Source organism: Pararhizobium sp. IMCC21322, assembly GCF_030758295.1.
Lineage (GTDB): Bacteria > Pseudomonadota > Alphaproteobacteria > Rhizobiales.
This window is the reverse complement of record NZ_CP132335.1, coordinates 4,529,913-4,548,672: the sequence shown is the minus strand read 5'-3', so window position 1 is coordinate 4,548,672 and position 18,760 is coordinate 4,529,913. Positions and strand designations below refer to the sequence as shown.

Sequence of the window (18,760 nt, the reverse complement as noted above, 5' to 3'; positions counted from 1 at the left end):
CCCTTAGAGCTATGATATGAATACGCGAAAACCAACAGATCGGGCGTTGCGCAGAGGCTGGACAACAGGTGCCTGCGCGACCGCTGCTACGAAAGCGGCGCTGTCCGCACTGTTTACAGGCTCGTTTCCAGACCCTGTTCAAATTACACTACCAAAGGGCGAAATGCCTTTGTTTCCCTTGTGTCGCGAGCATCTGGATGGCGACAGGTCTATGGCCAGTATCATCAAGGATGCCGGTGATGATCCTGATGTGACCCACGGCGCTGAAGTGATTGTTACTGTCTACAGGGGTTTGCCCGGCTCGGGTATCAGTTTCAAAGCCGGACCAGGTGTTGGCATGGTGACAAAGGCAGGTTTGCCGATTGCGCCCGGTGAACCCGCCATCAATCCTGTTCCGCGAAAGCTGATGCGCGAAGTGGTCGAGGCTCTTTGTGTTGAATTTGATCAGCCGACAGATATTACCATCGAAATTTCTGTCGCTGACGGCGCCGAGCTGGCTTTGAAAACCTGGAATCCACGTTTGGGCATTGTAGGCGGGTTGTCCATCCTTGGCACGACAGGAATTGTTCATCCCTTTTCCTGTGCGGCCTGGATTCACTCCATTCATCGGGGAGTTGATGTTTCAAGGGCGGCGGGATTGAAACACATTGCCGGGTCCACTGGCTCGACGTCTGAAACCGCTGTTCAGGCTCTCTACGATCTTCCCGATATTGCGCTTATGGATATGGGGGATTTTGCCGGAGGGCTTTTGAAATATGTTCGCACCCATCCGGTTTCACGACTGACAATCGCTGGTGGTTTTGCAAAGCTGGTCAAACTGGCACAGGGCGCGCTTGATCTGCATTCGGGCCGATCACAAGTTGATTTCAACTGGCTTGCAGGGCGAATTGAGGCTTTGGGTGGTTCGCAGGAACTGGTTGAAAATTCCCGCATTGCCAACACCGCTGCGGAAGTGCTTTCATTAGCTCAAGAAGATACGCGTGAGTTGGCAGAAGCCCTGACACTGGATGTGGCGCGCGCCGCAGAACGGACGGCACAGACTGCCCTGGATAGAGGGGGCGTTAGCAGCGCCGTTTCTGTGGATATACTGGTTGTTGGACGAGAAGGCGAAGTATTGGCCAATACGGCCTCAGGATTGGGTTTGAACCCTGAAGCGTGATAGGAACTGGCAGGCGTGGAAACAGTGCCGACACCAATGATTGAGGGCGTTGCGCCAATGGAAGGCGCGCGGTCGGTTCTGTTGCTTGGCGGCACGACTGAGGCTTTTCGCCTGGCCCAGATGTTCGCCAATGATCCGGGGACTGACATCATCACGTCGCTTGCAGGCCGAACCAGTTCTCCACGGCAACCAGCGGGCCGTCTGCGGGTTGGCGGGTTTGGTGGCGGCGATGGTCTGGCTGAATTTATCGTCAGTGAGCGCATTCAGGCTGTGATCGACGCGACCCATCCATTTGCTGCAACCATGACGGATCATGCCATTTATGCAGCACAGCGCACCGGTATTCCGCTGTTGCTTCTGAGCCGTTCTCCCTGGGAGAAAACGGACCAGGATCAATGGATCGATGTGCCGGATATTGCGACGGCGGTCGACAGCATCCCCAGGCGTGCAAGGGTGCTGCTGGCCGTGGGCCGACAAGAAGCACCAGCCTTTTCAAAACGCATGGATTGCTGGTTCCTGACCCGAATGATGGAGCCACCTGATACGCTGGTCCCACCGGGAAAGGTTCTGGTGGAACGGCCGCGGGACAATGCGGATGAAGAATGCGCGCTGATGTCGGACAACCGCATCAATTGTGTTGTTGCGAAGAATTCCGGTGGTCCCGGCTATGCCAAAATCGAGGCGGCCAGTTGGATGGGCCTTCCGGTCATCATGGTGGTCCAACCACCAAAACCTGAAGCTGTGCGGGTTTCTATCGTTGGCGATGCAGCCGTATGGCTACGGCGTTTGTTCAGTCTTTGAACACGACGTTGTGCGGCGTTGATGACAGATTCCGCAAGCGGCCTGGCAATGTCTTACTCTCATAAAACAAGCTCTCGATGGACTTCTCGCAAACGAAGCTTTGCGAAATTGTGCGCTGCAAGGTAAAAGACAATTCACTGCATTCGAATACGTTCACTATCAGGGTTTTCCAATCTATGGCCATTTCCAAAATTCTTGTCGCAAACCGTTCTGAAATTGCTATTCGCGTGTTTCGCGCTGCCAATGAGCTGGGCTTGAAAACTGTTGCGGTTTTTGCCGAAGAAGACAAGCTTGCGCTACATCGTTTCAAATCTGATGAAGCTTATCAGATTGGCAAGGGGCCGCATCTGAAAGAGCAGATGGGGCCAATTGAAGCCTATCTCTCGATTGAGGAAATTCTGCGGGTCGCCAAGGAATCTGGCGCCGATGCCATTCATCCCGGATATGGCTTTCTGTCTGAAAGCCCCGAATTTGTAGATGCCTGCACAAAAGCCGGCGTCACCTTTATCGGGCCAACTGCTGATACAATGCGTTCGCTTGGCAACAAAGTGTCAGCGCGTAACCTTGCCGTTGAAGCCGGTGTGCCGGTTGTGCCGGCCACTGAACCGCTTCCCGACGATATGGATGAAGTGCATCGTCTGGCCGAGGAGGTTGGCTATCCGGTGATGCTGAAAGCGTCCTGGGGCGGCGGCGGCCGTGGTATGCGGTCCATTCGCTCAGCCGATGATCTGTCCCGTGAAGTGCTGGAAGGCAAACGCGAGGCGCGCGCTGCGTTTGGCAAGGATGAGGTCTATCTGGAAAAGCTTGTCGAGCGCGCACGCCATGTTGAAGTGCAGCTGCTGGGAGATTCCCACGGCAATCTGGTGCATTTGTTTGAACGTGACTGTTCGGTGCAGCGGCGCAATCAGAAAGTGGTGGAGCGGGCCCCGGCGCCTTATCTGTCGCAGGAACAGCGCGATGAACTGTCCGACTACGCGCTGAAAATTGGCAAGACTGCCTCTTATCGGGGTGCCGGAACCGTTGAATTCCTGATGGATGTCGATACCGGCAAGTTTTATTTCATTGAAGTGAACCCCAGGGTTCAGGTGGAGCATACGGTGACTGAAGAGGTCACTGGCGTTGATATTGTAAAGGCGCAGATTCACATTGCCGAGGGTGCCGTGATTGGCGAAGAAGCCTCCGGTGTGCCCAAACAGGAAGACATGCGCCTCAACGGCCATGCGATCCAGTGCCGTATTACCACTGAAGATCCGGAACAGAATTTCATTCCCGATTATGGCCGTATCACTGCCTATCGCGGGGCAACCGGTTTTGGTATTCGCCTTGATGGCGGCACGGCCTATTCGGGCGCTGTGATTACGCGTTTTTACGATCCATTGCTGGAAAAAGTTACAGCCTGGGCGCCCACGCCGATGGAAGCCATTCTGCGGATTCATCGTGCGTTACGGGAATTCCGTATTCGCGGTGTCGCGACCAATCTCCTGTTTCTTGAAAACATCATTTCCCATCCGGATTTTCAGGAAAACCGCTACACAACCCGCTTCATTGACACGACACCAGAGCTGTTTGCCACATCGACCCGCAAGGATCGGGCGACCAAGCTTTTGACCTATATTGCCGATGTGACCGTGAACGGCCACCCGGAAGCCAAGGACCGTCGTCGACCGGATCCGGAAGCTGCGAAGCCGGTGGTGCCGATTTTTGAGGGAACTCCGTCTCCAGGTACAAAACAACGCCTCGACATGGATGGACCGGCAGAATTTGCCAAATGGATGCGCGCCGAAAAACGGGCGCTGATTACAGATACCACCATGCGTGATGGGCATCAGAGCCTTCTGGCAACACGGATGCGGACTTACGACATGGTCAATGTGGCCGATGCCTATGCCACAGCGCTGCCAAATCTGCTGTCACTGGAATGCTGGGGCGGTGCGACGTTTGATGTGGCCATGCGCTTCCTGCAGGAAGATCCGTGGGAGCGCCTCGAGAAAATTCGCGAAGGCGTGCCTAATCTGCTTTTGCAAATGCTTTTGCGTGGCTCCAACGGCGTTGGCTATACCAATTACCCTGACAATGTGGTGAAGGATTTTGTTGCCAAGGCAGCATCGGGCGGCATTGATCTGTTCCGCGTCTTTGACTGCCTCAACTGGGTGGAAAATATGCGCGTCTCGATGGACGCTGTGTGTGAAGCCGAGAAACTGTGTGAAGGCGTGATCTGTTACACCGGCGATATCATGGACCCGGACAGGGCCAAATACAGCCTGAACTACTACGTCAAACTGGCCAAGGAACTGGAAGCAGCAGGCGCTCATATTATCGGCCTGAAGGATATGGCGGGCCTCTTGAAGCCAAATGCGGCCAGGGTTTTGATCAAGGCTCTACGCGAAGAGACCGAATTGCCAATCCACTTCCACACCCATGACACATCAGGTATTTCCGCTGCGACCGTTCTGGCTGCGGTGGATTCCGGCGTTGATGCGGTGGACGCGGCCATGGATGCATTCTCCGGCCTCACGTCCCAGCCATGCCTTGGCTCGATTGTCGAAGCCTTGAAAGGGTCTGAGCGGGATACCGGACTTGATCCCAAAGCCATTCGCCGAATCTCGTTTTACTGGGAAGCCGTGCGCAACAAATATGCGGCCTTCGAGCCTGATCTGAAAGCCGGTGCCTCTGAAGTTTATCTTCACGAGATGCCGGGCGGTCAGTTCACCAATCTGAAAGAGCAGGCCCGGTCACTGGGCCTGGAGAGCCGCTGGCACGAAGTGGCTCAGACCTATGCTGATGTGAATCAGATGTTCGGTGATATCGTGAAGGTGACACCATCTTCCAAAGTCGTCGGCGATATGGCCTTGATGATGGTCTCGTCAGGCCTGTCGGTCGCTGATGTTGAAGATCCGAACAAAGACATCGCATTTCCTGAGTCAGTTGTTCAACTAATGCATGGTGATCTGGGACAACCGCCCAATGGCTGGCCAGTTGATCTGCAGAAAAAGGTCCTGAAAGGCGAGGAGCCGATTCTTGTTGTTCCAGGATCTCTGTTACCGCCGGCAGATCTGGATCAGGAGCGTGCGACCATTGAAGAGGCGATTGAACGCCCGGTCAGCGATTACGAGCTGGCGTCCTATCTGATGTATCCGAAGGTCTTCACGGATTTTGCGCGCGCGCAGGCTGTGTATGGCCCGGTTAGTGTACTGCCGACGCCGGTCTATTTCTATGGTCTGGAATCCGGCGAGGAGATTTTGGTGACGCTGGAAAAAGGCAAAACCCTTGTTGTGCGCTGTCAGGCTATTGGCGAGCCGGATGAAGATGGCATGGTGCGGGTGTTCTTTGAGCTGAACGGCCAGCCACGCATCATCAAGGTGCCGGACCGTAACCGGGCCGATGCGGTTGTTGCGCGGCAAAAGGCGGATGCCGGTAATGATGCACACGTCGCTGCACCGATGCCGGGCGTTATTTCGCAAATCAACGTCAAGTCAGGTCAGGACGTCACTGCAGGCGATGTGTTGCTGTCCATTGAGGCCATGAAAATGGAAACGGCGATTCATGCCGAAAGCGATGGCAAGGTGACCGAAGTCCTGGTGAAAGCCGGTGATCAGATCGATGCCAAGGATCTTCTGGTCGTGGTCGAAGCTTCCGAATAAAATTCGGAGGCTTAACGCCGCGGTCTAATATCCGGTGAGTTCGCCCTGCATTGTGTAGGCAATTTCCTCTTCGAGGCGGATTGTCGGCTTCTTGCCGACATGTTGCTCGTTCTCACGGCACCATTCTAATGCTGCTTCACGACCGAGATCGCGCAGATAGGTCAGAAATTTCCACTCGGCATTAACCTTGGATGATGCCGACAGGGGCGCGTCCGTGTCGACCAGCGCAATCCGATGCATACGGACATCTGAATACTCATCGGGTGACAGAACGCCCTCTTTCAGCTTGCGCGAGACAAATTCAATGGCGCGCAATTCCCGCAGCAAAGATGCGTTGAACGTAATTTCATTGACACGATTGTGGATATCGCGGGCCGATCTGGGTATTTCCTTTCGAGAAATCGGATTGATCTGGACCAGCAGAATGTCATCCGTTTTGGTGCCGTGGAAAAAGGGAAACAGCACCGGATTGCCCATAAAACCGCCATCCCAATAGGGAATTCCGTCAATTTCCACGGCCTGAAACATGGAGGGCAGGCAGGCAGAAGCCAGTACGGAATCAGCGGTAATCTCGCTTGTTTCAAACACCCGAACTTTGCCATTGTACACATTGGTGGCGCCCAGAAACAGCTTCACACCCTTGCAACGGCGTACCCGTTCGAAATCCACGAGTTCTTCCAGAATGTCGCGTAGAGGATTGAGGTTGAGCGGGTTGTAATCATAGGGCGAATAGAAGCGGGTCATGACATCGCCTATCAGATAGCCCGGAGACATATCCATTGACCAGTTTCCGAACATCATGTCCAAAAGGGTGCGCTGAACCGGCGAAAAGTTGGAAGCGTCGCTGACAGCCTTCCAGAAACGATGCAGGTGTTCGCGCGCGCCTTCTGCACCGTTTTCTTCAAAGCCATCTGCCAGCACGACCGCATTCATTGCGCCAGCGCTGGTGCCGGAAATGCCCTCAATATCCAGTGTGCCGCGCTCCAGCAGCGCATCAAGCACGCCCCAGGTGAACGCGCCATGGGAACCGCCGCCCTGAAGGGCCAGATTAATAAGCATTCCTTGTGGGTTTGGCATGACTACAGAGCCGTCCAGCCACCGTCGACTGATAGAGGCGTTCCGGTGATCTGGGCCGCCGCGTCACTGCACAGAAACGCAACGATATCGCCAATCTGTTCTGTGGTGGCAAAATCCTTGGTTGGCTGGCGCGCCAGCATAACCTCGCGAATAACTGTCTCGCGGTCCATGTTATGCGCCTTCATCTGCTCCGGAATTTGCGATTCGACAAGAGGTGTCATCACATAGCCGGGGCATACTGCGTTGCAGGTGATGTTCTTTTCGGCCAGTTCCAGAGCAACAGATTTTGTGAAGCCGACAACACCGTGTTTGGCCGCGACATAGGCGGATTTGAAAGGTGAAGCGGTAAGACCATGGGCCGATGAGATGTTGATTATACGGCCCCAACCGAAGGCCTTCATGCCTGGAACTGCGGCTCTGGTTGTGTGAAACACCGAAGACAGATTAATGGCCAGGATGGCATCCCATTTTTGCGGCGGAAACTCCTCCACTGGGGCTACAAACTGAATGCCGGCATTGTTGACAAGAATGGAGATCGGACCCAGCGATTCGGTCGCCTGTTCCACCAAAGAGACGCAGGCATCGGCCTTCGACATGTCAGCGGAAAAGAACGCGGCCTTCACGCCGAATTCTTGGGTTATGTCTTCTGCCAGCTTGTGGTCTTCCTGGCTGTCTGTGTAGGAATTGATGGCGACATTGATGCCAGTCTTTGCAAGCTGACGAGCGATGCCGAGACCAATTCCGGAGGTTGAACCGGTGATGATAGCGTTCTTGCCTTGCAACATGAATTGATCCTCTGTTTCGAATTTTGGGGCTGGTACAGGAATTTGGTGTGTTTCGTACGATTAATCCTTATATAGGGTCCGCATAAATTATTTTGCAACGCACAATCTGAGTATGGCGTCGGTATGGCCCGAAGTGAGCAGATGGAGATTGCGTTGCCAGAGATGGAATTGCCGGATGGAGTATCTTTCCAAAGTCATGTCGCGGCGCGACAGTGTTGGCGTTGATGTTGGCGGTGTGCGTGTTGGTGGCAGCACGCCTGTTGTTGTGCAATCGATGACCAATACCGACACTGCTGATATTGATGCGACGGTCAAACAGGTTGCGGCCCTGTCTCGTGCCGGATCGGAGTTGGTGCGCATTACCGTTGACCGGGATGAGGCCGCAGCAGCTGTTCCAGTCATTCGCGAACGGCTGGATATTCTTGGCATTGATGTGCCGTTGATTGGTGATTTTCACTATATCGGACATACGTTACTGGCAGACCACCCCGCCTGCGCAGACGCTTTGGCAAAGTACCGCATCAATCCGGGGAATGTCGGGTTTGGCAACAAAAAGGACCGGCAGTTCGCGCAGATTATCGAAACCGCGATTGAGCGCGACAAGCCAGTGCGTATCGGTGTCAATTGGGGATCGCTTGATCAGGAATTATTGACCCGGCTGATGGACGAAAATGCCAAATCAGAAAAACCGCTTTCCGCGACCGAGGTGATGCATGAGGCGATTATTCAGTCTGGACTGATTTCAGGCCGGTTGGCAGAGGATATCGGGCTGCCGAAAGACAAGATTATTCTGTCGGCCAAGGTCAGCCAGGTGCAGGATCTGATTGCGGTCTACACCAGCCTTGCACAGCGTTGCGACTATGCGCTGCATCTTGGGCTGACGGAAGCTGGCATGGGCTCCAAGGGCATTGTTGCCTCCTCTGCGGCGCTGGGAATTCTGTTGCAGCAGGGCATTGGCGATACGATCCGAATTTCACTGACTCCGGCACCGGGTGGCGACCGCACACGGGAAGTACAGGTCGCACAGGAATTGCTGCAGACCATGGGTTTCCGGTCCTTTGTACCAATTGTCGCTGCCTGTCCGGGGTGCGGACGCACCACATCGACCGTGTTTCAGGAATTGGCGGAACGGATCCAAAGCGATCTGCGCGACAGTATGCCGGTCTGGCGGGAAAAATACCCCGGCGTGGAAGCCTTGAAAGTGGCTGTCATGGGCTGCATCGTGAATGGACCTGGCGAGAGCAAACATGCCGATATCGGCATTTCCCTGCCAGGCACAGGTGAAACCCCTGCCGCCCCCGTTTTTATTGATGGCAAAAAGTCCGCGACCTTGCGTGGCGCCACGATTGCGGATGATTTTCAAATCATGGTCGGTGACTATATCGAGAAGCGTTTCGGGGCCGGCGGCTGACGCTGAAACGGACGAGCGGTTATTTTTTCCAAACCCGCACTTCTCCGCCAGCAAAGTGCGGATAGTCTTCCTCATCTTGCATAAATGTGCGGATTTCCTCAAAGGCCAGTGGGCGAAAATGATTGCTATCAACGCCCACATCCATGCTCTTTGAGAAGGGCTCGCTATCCAGTCTGCCGTGAACGTGGCCGAATAAATGCCAGGAGCCGCGCCAGGCCTTGTTCCATTCACGCATCGGATAGTGACACAGAATGAGACGCTGGCTGTCGAGCGAAATGGTTTTCATCAAATCAATGGAAGCGAAGCTGCCAGCGCAGTCACGCACCGTTTTATGGTCATGATTGCCTTCGATGAGATGAATGCTTCCGTTCAGTCGACTGGCGAAGACGCTGGCTGGTTGATCAAACCCCATTGAAAAATCGCCCAGATGCCAGACCGTGTCCTCGGGACGAACGACGGCATTCCAATTGGCGATCAGCGTTTCATTCATCTCGCTGACGGTTTCGAAGGGGCGCTTGGACAGGTGAATGATCGACTCATGGCCAAAATGGGTGTCAGACGTAAAAAATGTCTCTGGCATCTAGGGTCTGGACTCCATTGGGAGATTAAATTGGCGTTGTATAGAAAGCCCAAATGCTATGAACAGATTGCAGGTAAGGCTGGTTGCCTTTTCAAAATCTGTGAAGCGGCAGTTGGGCTTTCTACACAATTTCCCTTCGGGATGAGCGTGGTTTTTGGTAGGATGTCGGCGCAAAGGCTGGAAAACCAGACGGTTTCCGGCGTCTTTACTTCTAAACCTGACCAAAATCACACTCACCAATTCAACCTTCCAATTGAGTCCAGCCCTTGGGCGCTCATGACGTTCGGTTGGCGATGAAGCTGGCTGTTTGCCTCAGCGTGTCTGCGGCCGGACCATATGGCTTGAGCAAATCATGGGCTTCATTGATTTGGGCGGTGAGGTGGGCTTTCGCTGTTTTCAGCCCCATAAAGTCCACAAGCGTTGCTTTACCCGCTGCGGCATCCTTGCCTGCTTCTTTGCCGAGCGCGGCGGCATCACTTGTCCGGTCAAGAATATCGTCTGCCAGTTGAAAAGCCAGACCGATGGTGCTGCCAAATTTTTCAAATCGCATCTCATCATCTGGTGAGCCGCCAGCCAGGATCACACCCGCTGTGCAGGCAAAGCGCAGCAGGGCACCTGTCTTCATGGCCTGCATGGATTTAATGCTGGTCTCGCTTTGCGGCGGTGATGCTTCTCCGCGTCGACCTTCAGCTGCGATGTCCAACACCTGTCCGCCGACCATACCGGACGCACCAGCGGCTTTGGCCAGACCGGCGACCAGTTTCAGACGGATTGCCGGATCAGTGTGCACATGTTCATCTGTCAAAAGATCAAACGCCAGGGTCTGCAACGCGTCGCCGACCAGAATTGCTGTCTCTTCATCAAACGCGATGTGGGTGGTTTTCTTGCCACGCCGCAGATCATCATTATCCAGTGCCGGTAAATCATCATGTACCAGACTGTAGCTGTGAATGCATTCAAGGGCTGCGGCTGCGCGCAGGACGCCTCTATCATTGCGGCCAAACAGCGCGGCGGTCTCCACCAGCAAAAACGGGCGCAGGCGTTTGCCGCCATTCAATGTGGCGTAGCACATGGCATCCAGCAGCCGTTGCGGTGCGCCGGTGCCAGCTTCGGCCTCAATTGCAGATTTCAACACATCGCTGATGATCTGCCCATGGTGCAATAATTTTTCGTTCAAAGTGTTTGACATTTATAGGGTAAAATCAGGCAAGGATGCCGGTCCGATCTGTGACTAACACGCCCTTGAACCACAGCGGCGCGATTGAGAGCAAGCCAAGAGTCCGCATCTTGAACAAACAGTCACATGCCGGATACCATAAACACTGTGATTGACGGCTGATGGAAAAAATGATTCCTGCAACGCTACCATGTTGTAAGGGTAACCGGATTGAGACAGCTTTTCAGGGACAGCAGCGGGTAGGACATTGGCACGGGGCAACAAATCAGCAAAAAAGAAATCCGGTGGCCCGGTCCGGCGCGCTCGAACCTCATTGCGAAAATGGGTCCGCTGGTCCCTTCTTGCCGTGTTGCTTATCGTCGTCTCGCCACTTCTGCTGATACCTGCCTATGTGTGGGTGACACCGCCGGTTTCCAACCTCATGCTTTGGCGTCTGGCACAAGGTCATGGAGTGACTCGAAGCTGGACACCGGTTGAGCAATTGTCGCCAAATCTCATAAATGCTGTGCTTTCCAGCGAAGATGGCCGGTTTTGCCTGCATCACGGCGTGGACTGGCAGGCGGTTGAAATTGTGATTGATGATCTGATCGATGGTGGCACACCGCGCGGTGCAAGCACGGTTACCATGCAGACGGTCAAAAACCTGTTTTTGTGGCCCAGCCGTTCCTATGTGCGCAAAACGCTGGAAGTGCCGCTGGCAATCTATGCAGATTTCTTCTGGTCCAAGGAGCGGGTCGCCGAGATCTATCTGAATATGGTGGAATGGGGCCCGGGGCTATATGGCGCCGAAGCAGCTTCGCGGCGTTATTTCGGCAAAACCGCAGGGCGCTTGACGATGCGTGAAGCCAGTCTTCTGGCGACGGCCTTGCCAAATCCGCTGGCGCGCAATCCGCGCAGCCCCAGCGATGGGCACCAACGGCTTGCCAGAACTGTGGATGCCAGAGCGCGCAAGGCTGCCGGTCTGTTTTCCTGTGTGACAGGAGAGAGCTGAACCGGCAGAGGCTGAATGCAGGTGAATAGATACCAGACTATTTCAGGAGAGCCTGCTGCCTGTCGCGTGATCAAACATATGCAGACGATTCTGATTGACTTGCAGATGAATTGACTCGCCCGGCTTGACGTTCAACCGATCTCCAAAGGTTGCGGTGAGCTCATTTCCGCCCTTTCGCATGACCAGTTGCGTTTGAGCGCCGGTCGGCTCCACAACCACAATCTCGGCATGAATGCTGTGATCGCTGGGCTCGGACACGATCGAGAAGCTCTCTGGACGGATGCCCAACTGCAAGGGCCCTGGTGCCACATGGCTCAAATCGTCGACCATCAGGGTGTCGCCGTCTGAAAAGTGCAATGGGTCGGTTGCTGAGGCTTGCCTGTTTGCGTCAAGAAAGTTCATCGCAGGGGACCCAAGAAAGGAGCCGACAAACTGGTTCACCGGATTATCATAGAGTTCCAAGGGTGATCCGATTTGTTCAATATGGCCGTCCCTGAGGACGACAATCCTGTCAGCCAATGTCATGGCTTCAATCTGATCGTGGGTGACGTAAATGGTGGTGGTTGCCAGCCGCTGATGCAGTTCCTTGATTTCGGCTCGCATCTTCACCCTCAGGGTTGCATCGAGGTTGGACAATGGCTCATCAAACAGGAAAACCTCCGGCTCACGCACAATCGCTCTGCCCATTGCGACCCGTTGGCGCTGACCGCCGGACAATTGGCGTGGAAAGCGATCAAGTAGTTTAGACAGGCCCAGCACATCTGATGCCCGCCCGACCTTTTGTTTCTGCCCGTCACTGTGCTCGCCTTTCAGACGCAGTGAGAAATTCATGTTCTCCTCGGAAGTCATGTGCGGGTAAAGCGCATAGGATTGGAAGACCATGGAAATACCCCGGTCCCGCGCAGGCGCGTCATTCACGACCTTTCCTCCAATGGAAACTTCCCCTGACGAGATTGGCTCCAACCCGGCAATCATGCGCAGCAGAGTTGACTTGCCACATCCGGACGGTCCCACCAGAACGACAAATTCTCCGTCGTTAATATCAAGAGAGATGTCGGGGATTACAGTTACCGATCCAAACAATTTTCTAACGTTTTTCAGGCTCACATTTGCCATCTTCGTTCTCCACTTGGTCCGAATGCCTTGGTGAATCAGGCAGGGTCGGAAAACTCGATCTCGATTTGGTTTGTCCAGGTTCCGCCGGTTTCAAGCGTGGCACCGGTTCCGCTTGTGCCATCGGCACGGCGCTCGCTGTTTGCGGGCTCAACTGCAATGATGTTTCGATTTGGTCTTGGATCAGACCAAATCTGCATGAATGGCAGCTGTTGTGCGCTTGTCTCAAACCTGGCTTGAAACCCCGGCCAGTGTTCGGACTGCGGACGTCTGACAATGACATTTATGTCACCGTGTTCTTCTACACGGCGGCAGTCGAAAGTCGGTTCGAGAGCCGGTCCGGATGTCGTTGGTAGAGACCTCCTCAACCAGTTTTCGCCATTTACGTCGATGGTTGTGGCATCGCCGAGCGCCGGGAAGCCAAAATTGAAATGGTAGAGCAGGGACAATTCGAAGGCTTCCAGACCGATATTTTCGAATGTATCCTTTATTTTCAAGCTGGTGCCGCCGATGGGCGCCTCGATCCTTCGAATCAGGCGATATGAAGATTTTGCCAAATGGGCGATCGTTACTTCGCCCTCACAAAACAGTATGGGGCTGTCATGCTGCCAGTTCTCTCCATACTGGGTGACCCTTGCCGGGGTGAGTGGCAGATTTCCGTGCAGAACGTTTCCGTCAGCCGGCTGACGGGTGTGTTCTGCGCCGCAGGTCACCAAAAACCCGGATAATGCGCGTTCGAGCCCCGTTTGTTCATCGCCATGACGCTGGTGCAGCGCAGGTGCCATATAACCACTTGGATGTTGCCAGGCCACCGGCATGCCGCGAAACCAAAGCGGCCCAATATCCAAAGAGCGATCACTCAGAATCCAAAAATCCAGGCCGCCACCTGTTGAAAAGACCAATGCGCGGTTGCCGCGTTCAACACCGTCATCAAGTGTAACCCTGCGCACCGAGGCAACTTGTCGAGGATCTCCGGTCAGGGAGCGCGGAAACATCGCCCGGTTGGGTGTCGACATGTTCATTCCGCGACCGTCTCACCAACTGCATCTGGAACCATGTCCAGACTGAGGCGCTCGAATGCCTCAGAAGGCGCGTCTGCCTGGTGCATGAGTTGTGACATCAAATTTGCAAGCTGTACTTCAAGCTGGTCATCGTCCAGAGGGTTTTGCTGGCCGGGATCTGTCTCCAAATCATAAAGGCGTGTTGTGTTTTCAAGAAGAGCGCCAGGGCCGTAAACGTCATACATTGGCGAACGGTTTGTAACAGGCACCTTCAATAATGGCGCGCCTTTGGTGAAGGACAGGGCCGGCTCCAGTTTTGCGTCTGCCAATTCTGCAGGGGAGAAAAAATCGAAAATGTGTGTTGGCATCAATGTGTATTGATTGAGGGTCTGCTTGCTTAAGTCAGGTGGATATCGATGATATGTGTAACGGCCATCAGTAACGTTCACCGCACCGCCAAAATACCCGTATAGCGCAGCATGGCGCTGCGATGCCTCGCCATCTATCAATGGCAGCAGCGAATTCGCTTGCATTTCCTTGGGTTTTGACGCGCCATTCAAGTCGATGAAAGTTGCCGCAAGATCAGCGGTTTGCGTGATTTTCCCGCAACGGGACCCATCTTTGGCCGAGCGTCTTGGGTCATGAACAAACAAAGGAATATGAGCGATTTCCTCATAGATATTCATTCTGTTCTTTGCCCAGAAATCATGTTCTCCGAGCAAAAAGCCATGATCGGTTGTCACCACGAGAGCGGTGTCCTCCCACATGTTTTTGGCATCAAATTCGTCCAGCAGGCGCCCAAGCAAATCATCGCATAACGCAACAGTTGCGTAGTAATTTGCACGTAATTCCTCGCATTCTTCAGGCAGTTCATCGACACGGCCATAGCGTGGCCAATCCAGAACCGGGCCCTGATAGTCGGTCTTGAACTGATCCTTGAATCTGCTGGGTGCATGAAACGGCTCGTGAGGATCAAATGTTTCAATCTGCAGAAACCAATTATCATCGCGCCAATTCTGATCGATGAACTCAAGACCTGCGTCAAAAACCTGAACAGACGGGAAATCAGCTTCCTCACGAATGAATTCACGATTGATGACGTTCTGAGCTTTATAGCTGCCTCGGTCGGTCGAAAAATTGTGCTCATGATATTTCTCGCGCAGCCTTTCCCAATGTGGCTGCACCAAAGCCTTCCATGGGTCTCCTTCCTGACCCCGGATAAAATCGTAACTGTTGTAGCGATTGTGGTAGGTGGCGCCGCCATCTTCCCAATAGTGAAAATGGTCTGTGATCAGATGCGTGTATGTGTCGCTCTCACGGGAAATGATCTCGGGGAACGCATTATCAAACGGTTCCATGGGACCCCAGCTGCGATGCAAGAAATTCAGCCGCCCTGTCAGCATATCACGCCGCGCCGGCATGCAGGGCAACGAGCCGACATAGTGTTTGTCGAAGGTCACGGATTTTTTGGCCAGCCGATCAAAGTTGGGTGTGGGAAACCGCGTACCGCCGTAAGGCGACAAGAGGTGACGGTTGAGACTGTCGAAGAGGACGAAAACTGTTTTCATGATCCGTTCCTATTTTACTGCGCCGGAGGTCAGTCCACGGACGATGAAGCGCTGCGCGAACAAGAGAAGCAGGATTGCTGGAATGATTGAAAGTGTTGAGGCCGCCGCCATTTCTGTAAATGCGATGGTGTTTTCCTGAGCATATTTCCCGATGCCGAGGGGAACGGTCGCTGTCTTGCGCTGGGTAAGTGTCAGGGCAACAGCAAACTCGTTCCAACTGAAAATAAAGCTGAGGATACCGGTTGCGGCCAATCCGGGCCGCACAATTGGAATAATCACATGCCATAGAATTTCAGGTGTCCTGGCACCGTCTATTTCCGCAGCCTCAATCATCTCTTTTGGAACATCACGGACAAACACGCCCATCATCCACAAAGCCATCGGGAGATTGAGTGTTGTATGCGCCAGGATGATGCCAAGATGGGTGTTATCAAGGCCAACTGTTCTGAACATTGTGAACCAGGCACCTGCCAGCGTGATGGGTGGGACCATGTGGAATATGACCGACCAGCCAAGCAGAGAGTGCAGGACCCATGTGGGCCATCGCATTCGGTACAGTGAGTAGGCAGCGAGTGTGGCAACAACCATCACAAGCACTGTACTGATCGATCCAACAATCAATGAGTTTGAGAAATTACGAATGAAGTCGGACGTTCCGGAGAACAATACGTCGACATATCCCTGAAGGTTGGGAATAAAAAAGAACTTTCCCAGCAGCAGATCAATCTGGGTTTTTATGCTTGCCGAGATAATCCAAAGAAAGGGGAACAATACGATTATCGAGAACAGGATCAGCAAGGTATGGCTGACAATCGTGCTTTGATTAATCCGGAGTTTCATGCTGCTTCCCCCCTTTTGCGGGCAAAGCGCGCCGCAATCGCAATGAGCAATGCAATGACGGTGAAAGTGGCCACGGATACAGCCGATCCATAGCCAGCCTGATCCTCTGTGAAGAAGCGTCGGTAGATCGTAAAACTTATCACTTCTGTCGATGTGCCCGGCCCACCGCCGGTCAGAAGGTAGATTTCGTCAAACACCTTGAAGGCCAAGATCATGCGGAAGATAAAAGTCACAACAAGCGTCGGAATCATCAGCGGCAAAGTGATGCTGCGCAGAGTCTGCCAGGCCGTCGCTCCGTCAATTTTGGCGGCCTCGTAGATATCCTCCGGCAAGCTTTCCAGACCAGCGAGAAGCAGCAGGAAGCAGAAAGGTGTCCAGTGCCAGATATCAACGACAATAACCGAGGCAAGCGCGAGATCCGAACTGCCGAGCCAGTCCTGCGGTGTCAGCCCGAACACCATGAGAATTTGGTTGAAGACGCCAAAATCGAAGCTGTATAACAGCTTCCAGATTGCGCCGATAATGATGCCTGGAACGAGAATTGGCAGAATGAAAATCGTCCGGTAAAGCAATCGACCGCGTGTGACCTGGGTGGTTAAAAGAGCCAGCCCGAGGCCCAGTATCATCTGGATTGCGACTGCCGTGACTGAGAAGACAATCGTGTTCCGGATGCCAGCGTGAAAAAGGGTATCGTCAGCAAGCTTGAGATAGTTGTGCAGACCCACAAATTCCCAAATTGCAGTGCGATCAACCCATTCAACCTCATGGAAACTCAGCGCCAGCAGATTGATCATGGGAATGATCGTCAGTGCCAGGAAAAGTATGACGGCGGGGGCTAGCGTAACATATCGCCACAGTTTATCGGATGACATCGCGCCTCTGCTTTCACTTTTTCAGGGAAGGCACTGCCCGGCCTGAGCCGGGCAGTGGTTCTGGGAGGAGTGATTTTACTCCTTCCTTTGGGAGAACGCGTTTACTTGAGGTTTTCCAGGACTGGAGCGTCGTAGCCAGCGGCGTCCATCACTTTTTTGATTTCTTCCGCAGCCATATTGAGCGCTTCTTTCAATTCCAGCTCTCCGGAAATCGCCTGATTGAAGCGCAATTCCGTAATCGCCAGAATTTGAGATGCTTCCGGGATGATGAAGGTCAACTGCGCTGTTGGCAGTGCATCAGCAAGCGCCTTCATGTAACGGAATTCCGGCATGTCGGCCATTTCCGAGGTCATCACCGATTTCGAGACAGGTGGTGAACCCGCTTCTGCATATGCGCGCTGAGCTTCATCTGTCTGGAACCATTTGAAGAACGCGACGGCTGCAGCCTTGCGGTCGGCTGGAATGTTCTTTGGAACACCGCCAAGCCAATGCCCCAATCCAGGTGAGGATGGGTAGTCTGCGGTTCCGGGGGGAGCCGCGTAGCCAACATCACCGACAACGGCAGATTTTGTAGGATCATCAAACAGTGCGGGGGCTGGCACGCCCATAATGTGACCAGCCCGGCCCGTCGACATATTCTGAATGACGTTGGTCTGGGTCTGACCTGCGGTCGATGGATGACCCACATTATTTGCAAATTTCAGATAGGTTTCCATACCTGCCAGTGTGCCAGGACTGTTTATGGTAATTGTGTAATCACCAGCTTTCTGATTTGCGAAAACGCCGCCACCATGACTTAGAATGTATGGAAAGACGTCAAAAGTTACGTCAAAAGCACCACGTTGCCCGCGTTGCGAGATGCCGTACATCTGCGGGGGATTGTTGAGGGCTTCGGCATTGGCATATAGTTCATCCCATGTCGTGGGAACAGACAGACCTTTTTCTGCATAAAGATCTGACCGGTAGTGAAGGATGGGAATGAATGGATTGATCGGTACTGTGAGCAACTCACCGTTTTCGCGGTCAATACGTTTGGTCTCAGAGTCCCAATAGGGCGAGTCGTCGAACGTGTAGATGTCCGGGCTCAATTCAAACGAGCTGTCAATGTTCGTCAGTGGCTCGATAAATCCACCCGTGTAGAACTCAACAAAAAAACCTGCGTTCATGATGAGTATGTCGAACGGACTTTCATCAGTACGAACCGCTGTCCGCTGCTTTTCCAAGCTGCCTGCGAATGGGTTCACATCAAATTCGACCGGGTTTCCGGTTTCTGCAACATATTTATCAACAACCGCCTTGAACCCGGGAAACCAGGGTGACTGATTGATGACGATGGTGATCGGTGCTTCTTGTGCTGAAGCGCTGGTTGTACCTACGGTCGCCATGGCAAGGGCTGACATCGCTGTTGCCATAAGCACGCGACGCGTAAATCCGGCCGGCCTGTGTCGGAAATTCATTATGTTCTCCTCCCCGTTAGGGTGCTGATTTTCTGAACCCGACGGGTGCCTCCTCAGCACTGTAGGCGTCGAGTGACGACATAAGGTCACCCAAATTGCTATTCCACAAATAATTTTTTTATAGGAATTCATAGCTTTGAGCTATGTCAGTTGTTTGCGGCTTACGGGCACAGATGGTCGGTCCGCTGTTTTTCAGGCGTCAAATGCGTGAGGTTTTTCAAGCGGCGACATAAGCAGCCGGGCAGGGTTGTTCGTTCAACAGGCTGTTGAAAGCATCGGTTGGATCG

15 protein-coding genes are annotated in these 18,760 nt (G+C 53.6%); 5 read left to right on the top strand and 10 right to left on the bottom strand.

Annotated elements, in window-relative coordinates; all coding sequences use genetic code 11:
- Window positions 1-16 precede the first annotated feature (16 nt).
- From RAL91_RS21605 to pyc, 3 genes are all read left to right on the top strand, one after another.
- Complete coding sequence (locus RAL91_RS21605; RefSeq protein WP_306258314.1) at window positions 17-1,159, top strand: cobalt-precorrin-5B (C(1))-methyltransferase; 1,143 nt, start codon at window positions 17-19, stop codon at window positions 1,157-1,159.
- Between the two features lie 15 nt (window positions 1,160-1,174).
- Window positions 1,175-1,960: a cobalt-precorrin-6A reductase gene (locus RAL91_RS21600; RefSeq protein ID WP_306258313.1), complete on the top strand. Its 786-nt coding sequence runs from the start codon at window positions 1,175-1,177 to the stop codon at window positions 1,958-1,960.
- A gap of 176 nt (window positions 1,961-2,136) precedes the next feature.
- Window positions 2,137-5,601, top strand: a complete 3,465-nt coding sequence (pyc, locus tag RAL91_RS21595) for a pyruvate carboxylase (protein ID WP_306258312.1) — start codon at window positions 2,137-2,139, stop codon at window positions 5,599-5,601.
- 24 nt (window positions 5,602-5,625) lie between these two features.
- Here the strand turns inward: pyc and RAL91_RS21590 are convergent, their stop codons facing one another.
- Entirely contained in the window at window positions 5,626-6,678 is a 1,053-nt protein-coding gene (locus RAL91_RS21590; RefSeq protein ID WP_306258311.1) for a patatin-like phospholipase family protein, read from the bottom strand.
- Between the two features lie 2 nt (window positions 6,679-6,680).
- Window positions 6,681-7,463, bottom strand: a complete 783-nt coding sequence (locus RAL91_RS21585) for a 3-hydroxybutyrate dehydrogenase (RefSeq protein ID WP_306258310.1) — start codon at window positions 7,461-7,463, stop codon at window positions 6,681-6,683.
- 175 nt (window positions 7,464-7,638) lie between these two features.
- On the opposite strand from RAL91_RS21585, the gene ispG reads away from it, so the two are divergent.
- Entirely contained in the window at window positions 7,639-8,874 is a 1,236-nt protein-coding gene (ispG, locus tag RAL91_RS21580) for a flavodoxin-dependent (E)-4-hydroxy-3-methylbut-2-enyl-diphosphate synthase (RefSeq protein WP_306258309.1), read from the top strand.
- A 19-nt stretch (window positions 8,875-8,893) separates the two neighbouring features.
- Here ispG and RAL91_RS21575 read toward each other — a convergent pair whose 3' ends face one another.
- Complete coding sequence (locus tag RAL91_RS21575; RefSeq protein ID WP_306258308.1) at window positions 8,894-9,454, bottom strand: metallophosphoesterase family protein; 561 nt, start codon at window positions 9,452-9,454, stop codon at window positions 8,894-8,896.
- Window positions 9,455-9,728: 274 nt separating this feature from the next.
- Window positions 9,729-10,643 carry a polyprenyl synthetase family protein gene (locus tag RAL91_RS21570; protein ID WP_306258307.1) on the bottom strand — a complete coding sequence of 305 codons (915 nt, stop codon included), beginning with the start codon at window positions 10,641-10,643 and terminating at the stop codon, window positions 9,729-9,731.
- Between the two features lie 235 nt (window positions 10,644-10,878).
- Here RAL91_RS21570 and mtgA point away from each other — a divergent pair, with 235 nt between their 5' ends.
- Window positions 10,879-11,622, top strand: coding sequence for a monofunctional biosynthetic peptidoglycan transglycosylase (mtgA, locus tag RAL91_RS21565; protein ID WP_306258306.1), 744 nt, complete (start codon window positions 10,879-10,881; stop codon window positions 11,620-11,622).
- A 42-nt stretch (window positions 11,623-11,664) separates the two neighbouring features.
- Here mtgA and RAL91_RS21560 read toward each other — a convergent pair whose 3' ends face one another.
- The 6 genes from RAL91_RS21560 to RAL91_RS21535 form a co-directional block, all read right to left on the bottom strand.
- A complete protein-coding gene (locus RAL91_RS21560; protein WP_306258305.1) occupies window positions 11,665-12,738 on the bottom strand; it encodes an ABC transporter ATP-binding protein in 1,074 nt (357 codons plus the stop codon).
- A 35-nt stretch (window positions 12,739-12,773) separates the two neighbouring features.
- Entirely contained in the window at window positions 12,774-13,751 is a 978-nt protein-coding gene (locus RAL91_RS21555; protein WP_306258304.1) for a DUF4432 family protein, read from the bottom strand.
- 2 nt (window positions 13,752-13,753) lie between these two features.
- Window positions 13,754-15,304 carry a sulfatase gene (locus tag RAL91_RS21550; protein WP_306258303.1) on the bottom strand — a complete coding sequence of 517 codons (1,551 nt, stop codon included), beginning with the start codon at window positions 15,302-15,304 and terminating at the stop codon, window positions 13,754-13,756.
- A 9-nt stretch (window positions 15,305-15,313) separates the two neighbouring features.
- On the bottom strand, window positions 15,314-16,144 hold the full coding sequence (locus tag RAL91_RS21545; RefSeq protein WP_306258302.1) for a carbohydrate ABC transporter permease: 831 nt from the start codon (window positions 16,142-16,144) through the stop codon (window positions 15,314-15,316).
- The gene (locus tag RAL91_RS21540) at window positions 16,141-17,016 is read right to left on the bottom strand and encodes a carbohydrate ABC transporter permease (protein WP_306258301.1); all 876 of its coding nucleotides are present in this window, start codon (window positions 17,014-17,016) and stop codon (window positions 16,141-16,143) included. The genes RAL91_RS21545 and RAL91_RS21540 overlap by 4 nt, the downstream gene beginning before the upstream one ends.
- 101 nt (window positions 17,017-17,117) lie before the next feature.
- The gene (locus RAL91_RS21535) at window positions 17,118-18,473 is read right to left on the bottom strand and encodes an ABC transporter substrate-binding protein (RefSeq protein WP_306258300.1); all 1,356 of its coding nucleotides are present in this window, start codon (window positions 18,471-18,473) and stop codon (window positions 17,118-17,120) included.
- Window positions 18,474-18,760: the final 287 nt, after the last annotated feature.

Coding starts and splice junctions, on each gene's coding strand:
- RAL91_RS21605 (WP_306258314.1), top strand. CDS start 17: ATGAATACGCGAAAACCAACAGATCGGGCGTTGCGCAGAGGCTGGACA.
- pyc (WP_306258312.1), top strand. CDS start 2,137: ATGGCCATTTCCAAAATTCTTGTCGCAAACCGTTCTGAAATTGCTATT.
- RAL91_RS21590 (WP_306258311.1), bottom strand. CDS start 6,678: ATGCCAAACCCACAAGGAATGCTTATTAATCTGGCCCTTCAGGGCGGC.
- RAL91_RS21585 (WP_306258310.1), bottom strand. CDS start 7,463: ATGTTGCAAGGCAAGAACGCTATCATCACCGGTTCAACCTCCGGAATT.
- ispG (WP_306258309.1), top strand. CDS start 7,639: ATGGAGTATCTTTCCAAAGTCATGTCGCGGCGCGACAGTGTTGGCGTT.
- RAL91_RS21575 (WP_306258308.1), bottom strand. CDS start 9,454: ATGCCAGAGACATTTTTTACGTCTGACACCCATTTTGGCCATGAGTCG.
- RAL91_RS21570 (WP_306258307.1), bottom strand. CDS start 10,643: ATGTCAAACACTTTGAACGAAAAATTATTGCACCATGGGCAGATCATC.
- RAL91_RS21560 (WP_306258305.1), bottom strand. CDS start 12,738: ATGGCAAATGTGAGCCTGAAAAACGTTAGAAAATTGTTTGGATCGGTA.
- RAL91_RS21555 (WP_306258304.1), bottom strand. CDS start 13,751: ATGTCGACACCCAACCGGGCGATGTTTCCGCGCTCCCTGACCGGAGAT.
- RAL91_RS21550 (WP_306258303.1), bottom strand. CDS start 15,304: ATGAAAACAGTTTTCGTCCTCTTCGACAGTCTCAACCGTCACCTCTTG.
- RAL91_RS21545 (WP_306258302.1), bottom strand. CDS start 16,144: ATGAAACTCCGGATTAATCAAAGCACGATTGTCAGCCATACCTTGCTG.
- RAL91_RS21540 (WP_306258301.1), bottom strand. CDS start 17,016: ATGTCATCCGATAAACTGTGGCGATATGTTACGCTAGCCCCCGCCGTC.
- RAL91_RS21535 (WP_306258300.1), bottom strand. CDS start 18,473: ATGAATTTCCGACACAGGCCGGCCGGATTTACGCGTCGCGTGCTTATG.